This is a genomic window from Streptomyces sp. NPDC054757, assembly GCF_053612185.1.
Window position 1 is genome coordinate 1 of sequence record NZ_JBSHBW010000060.1, and the last position, 1,294, is coordinate 1,294.

Genomic DNA, 1,294 nt, shown 5'->3' on the forward strand with positions numbered 1-1,294 from the left:
GAGGACTGACAGTGATGATTGCTGTGGCTCCGCTCGGCGGTCTGACCCCAGGACTGACTGGCGCTTCGGCTGTCCTTCCGTGGATTCGTCGGCTGTCCGGGCGGGGCCACAGCGCGCGTGGCCGGTCGGGCATCTGTGACTTCATAGGAGCCCGGCCAAAGGTCCCATCACTGTCTTGTCCGTCTGCCCGACCGGCACGTGCCCTCCCAGACACGCGGCGCGGAAGGACACCAGGCTTCAGCATGGCAGCAGACGAGATAGCCGTCATCGGCGGCATCGACACCCACACCGACGTCCACCAGGCCGCGGTGATCGACACGGTCGGCCGGCACCTGGCCACCAAGGCATTCCCCACCACCCCGGACGGCTACCAGCGGCTGCTGGACTGGCTGCGCTCGCACGGCGAACTGCTCGCGGTGGGCCTGGAAGGCACCGGCGCCTACGGGGCCGAGGCCGCCCGCTTCCTGACCGTCAACAGCATCACCATCGTCGAGGTCGACCGCCCCGACCGCAAAGCCCGCCGGGACAACGGCAAGTCCGACCCGGTCGACGCCTACGCCGCTGCCACCGCTGTGCTGTCCGGACGGGCCTCGGGCACACCCAAGACCCGCAACGGGATCGTGGAGGCCATCCGCACCCTGCGCGTGGCCCGCAGCTCGGCGGTCAAGGCCCGCACCCAGACCATCAACCAGATCCGCAGCCTCGTCGTGACGGCACCCGCAGCGGTCCGGGAAAAGCTGCGGGGGCTGGCCACCGGCGAGCTGATCGACACCCTGGCCCGGTCCCGTCCCGCCGGCGACCTCGCCGACCCGGACCACGCAGCCAGGGTCACACTGCGCAGGCTCGCCCGCCGCCACCAGCGGCTCGGCGAGGAGATCGCCGAAGCCGACGCCGACCTCGGCCCGCTGGTGACCCGGGCCGCACCACAGCTGATCGCGCTGCCCGGCATCGGCCCCGAGACCGCCGGCCAACTGCTGACCACTGCGGGCGACAACCCCGACCGTCTGCGCTCGGAAGCGTCCTTCGCGCACCTGTGCGCCGCGGCCCCGGTCCCGGCGTCATCGGGCCGCACACACCGGCACCGGCTCAACCGGGGAGGGGACCGGCAGGCCAACCGGGCCCTGCACACCATCGTGCTGGTCCGCATGCGCTACGACCAGCGAACCCGCGACTACGTCGCCAGACGCACCACCGAAGGCATGACCAAGAAGGACATCGTCCGCTGCCTGAAACGGTTCGTCGCCCGCGAGGTCTACCGACACCTGCCCCACCCCCAGATCACCACCGAACAGCT

The 1,294-nt window shown here is 71.0% G+C and carries 1 protein-coding gene; it reads left to right on the forward strand.

Going from position 1 to position 1,294, the window contains the following annotated elements; genetic code table 11:
* Positions 1–242: 242 nt before the first annotated feature.
* A partial coding sequence (locus tag ACWGKJ_RS34835) for an IS110 family RNA-guided transposase (RefSeq protein ID WP_385034199.1) occupies positions 243–1,294 on the forward strand: 1,052 nt, incomplete at its 3' end.